This is a genomic window from Okeania sp. SIO1H4, assembly GCF_010672695.1.
In the GTDB taxonomy this organism is placed as follows: Bacteria; Cyanobacteriota; Cyanobacteriia; order Cyanobacteriales; family Microcoleaceae; genus Okeania; species Okeania hirsuta.
Map to the genome: position 1 here is coordinate 1 of NZ_JAAHGB010000154.1, position 3,300 is coordinate 3,300.

5 protein-coding genes and 1 pseudogene are annotated in these 3,300 nt (G+C 38.9%); 3 read left to right on the top strand and 3 right to left on the bottom strand.

The window, feature by feature from the left end:
- Positions 1 to 108, top strand: a pseudogene (locus F6K06_RS33240) (IS1 family transposase); the annotation flags it as partial.
- Positions 109 to 115: 7 nt separating this feature from the next.
- Here the strand turns inward: F6K06_RS33240 and F6K06_RS33245 are convergent.
- A complete protein-coding gene (locus F6K06_RS33245; RefSeq protein WP_287245311.1) occupies positions 116 to 370 on the bottom strand; it encodes a TOMM precursor leader peptide-binding protein in 255 nt (84 codons plus the stop codon).
- A 499-nt stretch (positions 371 to 869) separates the two neighbouring features.
- The gene (locus F6K06_RS33250; RefSeq protein WP_287245305.1) at positions 870 to 1,028 is read right to left on the bottom strand and encodes a cyanobactin biosynthesis PatC/TenC/TruC family protein; all 159 of its coding nucleotides are present in this window, start codon (positions 1,026 to 1,028) and stop codon (positions 870 to 872) included.
- Between F6K06_RS33250 and F6K06_RS33255 the strand changes: the two genes are divergently transcribed.
- A complete protein-coding gene (locus tag F6K06_RS33255; RefSeq protein ID WP_353734929.1) occupies positions 1,011 to 1,469 on the top strand; it encodes a S8 family serine peptidase in 459 nt (152 codons plus the stop codon). The two genes, F6K06_RS33250 and F6K06_RS33255, sit on opposite strands and share 18 nt — an antisense overlap.
- A 235-nt stretch (positions 1,470 to 1,704) precedes the next feature.
- On the opposite strand, the gene F6K06_RS33260 is transcribed toward F6K06_RS33255, so the two are convergent.
- Entirely contained in the window at positions 1,705 to 2,619 is a 915-nt protein-coding gene (locus F6K06_RS33260; RefSeq protein ID WP_287245308.1) for an Rpn family recombination-promoting nuclease/putative transposase, read from the bottom strand.
- Positions 2,620 to 2,704: 85 nt separating this feature from the next.
- Between F6K06_RS33260 and F6K06_RS33265 the strand changes: the two genes are divergently transcribed.
- Complete coding sequence (locus F6K06_RS33265; RefSeq protein ID WP_161564432.1) at positions 2,705 to 2,896, top strand: hypothetical protein; 192 nt, start codon at positions 2,705 to 2,707, stop codon at positions 2,894 to 2,896.
- Positions 2,897 to 3,300 lie beyond the last annotated feature (404 nt).

The window sequence follows — 3,300 nt, forward strand, 5'->3', positions numbered from 1 at the left end:
TTACATCGCAAAACTTTATGCTACTCCAAGTCCATTGATCTGTTGTGCAAATCAGTTCGCTTGCTGATCTATGATTTGAAACATCAGCAAATCCCTCAATTACCTTAATCATTCGTCACTGTGCAACGCCGCCCTTTTTGTAGCGTTTGGTTGTTTGGTCTGGAGTGAAGGCGCGATGACCCCCATCTGTGGTAAAATGCTTTTTGCGACTGGTGAGACTCAGGGGAGAAAATGACATTTCTTGCAGTAATTTGGGATTTCCACAAGCTTGACATTGGGGGCGTTTACTCAAAAAGTGAGTTTCTGTGGTAGTGACTAACCTTGTTACTTTTGCCTTTTGCCTTTGAACTTTTGACTTGTCAAGTGCCAGATATCGGAAAACGAAGAACTAGCAAAGGTAATGAGTCAATTTGTAAAAGCTAATAGACAGCCATTGTAGGAGGAAAAAGATTTTTGACATCTTGAATATGCTTGTGATCTTCTGAAGTTATTCGGCGTCATCTGTTATGAGGTACACCCCCAAGCGGGCAAGATGCCCGCACTACTACAATATTTTCACTATTCATCTTCTACATCATTTGTATGCTGTAACTTTTGACTTCAAACAAAGCGATCGCCCTATTCTTACTTTTGATTTTTGCCTTTTGACTTTTGACTTGAATCGGTGTTATTCAGCATTCAAAGATAAGAATCTATATTGTAAGGGCGAATGGCATTCGCCCCTACCCATTGTATGACGCTCAACGGAATTATATTACTCCGAAGCCAACGGATTTGATATGACTGCAAACAAAGCGATCGCCCTATTCTTACTTTTGACTTTCTGCCTCCTGCCTCCTGCCTCCTGCCTTCTGCCTTCTGCCTCCTCCTTACGCCCAAATACGTCCGCGACGGAAAGGTGGATCGTCTTCCCTTTTGTGATCTTTGAACATTATCTTCCAACGTGCGTAGTCTTCTAGACCTGTTGCCAGTATAGTTTGATCTTCTGCTTCTGGCTCTGGTTGTTGGAAATGAAAGATAATGGGCAAGTATTCAAGTTTAGTAACTGGGGCGGACAATATCAACAACAAGGTATTATTGCTCCCGGAGAAAATATTCTCGGCGCTCAACCAGGAACAGAAGAAACTGTCCGCAATAAAGGGACCAGTTGTGCAGCGCCAATGGTGACTGCTATTTCCGCATTGCTGATGAGTTTGCAGTTACAGCAAGGGGCGTCTCCAGATGCAGAAGCAGTCAGGGCAGCATTAACAAATAGTGCTATTCCCTGCACTTTAGAGGATACCGAAGAAGTCGAACGTTGTATGTTGGGTAAACTGAATGTTGCCGGAGCTTATCAACTTTTGACTGGAAAGCAGTTAGAAAAGGCAGAAGGCAGAGGGCAGGAGGCAGCAGGGATTGATGGAAAGGCAGAAGGCAGGGGGCAGGAGGCAGGAGGCAGAAGTAAGAATTTGTTTGTAGTTTTGCTCTAGCCCTTTTTTATCTATCGGGCCAGAGCAAAACTAGGAGCGTAATTATAACAGGAGGCAGAAAGTAGCGATCGCTCCCAATTAAGTCAAAATTCAAAAGTGACAAAAATTGAAGTCTTGAATCTCCTCCTGCCTTCTGCCTCCTGCCCCCTGCCTCCTAACCCTCCTACCTTCTGCTTTTTGTTTGTTAATTAGCTAACCAGTTTTCCAAATCTATGATGGTTGCTAAATCAAAAATTTATTCTCCTAAAATATCTAATTTTTCCATAGATAACTGCTCTATCTGAGTTTTAACTTCTGGAGCTATTTCTCCAAACTTTCTGCGAATTTGACGTAAAATTTGTTTCACTATTTGCTCCCGTCCAATTTCCATTCCAATACCAATTCCTTCTTCCCGTCCAATACCAATTCCTTCTTCCCGTCCAATACCAATTCCTTCCTTTATCGCCAAACTAATTTGTCCTTTCTTATCTCTAATCAACGTTTCCTGTTTCTCTAATTCCTCTAATTCTTCATTATTTAAATTTGCTTTATTCGCTATATTTAATGCCGCCTCTATTTCTGATACTTCTCCTAATGAAGAGGGTATTACTTCTAAATTTGGCGCTGATTTAATAAAATATATCCATTTATCACTGAGGGTTTCTAATTCTGATAATTCTTTGTTAAATTTCGGTAATTCTAAAAACATTAAAGTTAATTCATCTTGATAATTAAACAATCCTGTCTCTTCTTTAAATTTAAACTTAGTAATCATTTTCTCCGTTTTTTCATTTTCAAATAAAACAAAATCGGTAATTTTTAAAGCGATAAAAGGGGTTAACATCATATAACCTTGACCTACATCTAATTGATTTCCATAAGCTTTAGCTAGGTTATAAATTACTCGTTTTTCAAAACATTCTACATTCAATACTTGCATTTCAATGATGACTGTATAACCATTATCTAAAAGTGCTTTTACATCAAAATAAGTCTCTTTAATAGTGTTAGTAACTCCAGGGTTATAGGGGTTAATTATTTTGAGAGATTGAATAATATTTTGATTGTCATAAACTATGGCATTGAGAAAGCTAATGAGAATATTTTGACTGTGAATAGAACCAAATATTTTTTTAAAAGCAAAGTCAGTTTTGGGGCTGATAAACTTCATTGTTTTTACTACTTACTTTATTTTTGTGTTGATTATATAACAATTTCTGTGATGGTGAGGTACAAAATTAGTTGGTTTTAATGAAGTGATTTTTACGAAGAAGGCAGGGGGCAGAAGGCAGGAGGCAGAAGGCAGTAAGCAGGAGCTAGAAAGGCAAAAGTTAAAAGTAAGAAGAGGGCGATCACTCTCAATTAATTCAAAAGGCAAAAGTCAAAAGTTAAAAGTAACAAAAGCCGAAAATTTTGCAACAGTAGGGGCGGTTTCCATCTTAAATTAATCGTTCTCAACCAAAACGCCCCCATCTCACAGTAATAAATAAGCGATCGCTCCATTTCAAGTCAAAAGGCATGCATTCAAAAGTCAAAAGTTAAAAGTAACAATGGTAGAACTACATTGAAGTCTTGAATCTCCTCCTGCCTGCTGCCTCCTGCCCTCTGCCTTCAAAGAGAAGTCTTGAATCTCCTCCTGCCTCCTGCCTTCTTCAATTTAACTTCTGACTTCAGCTATAACCATCCCCAAGTTTGTAAATTTACGCATATAAGGCGACCTGTATCCTAGTGCAGGATGGCAGAAATAAGTGACCAGTAGAAGCAATGCCTTCTTCCTGAGATAGAATACTCAGAAGTGTGATCGCGATCGTAAAATAAATGGTCAATAGCCAAGCTAAAAATGATCGGCATT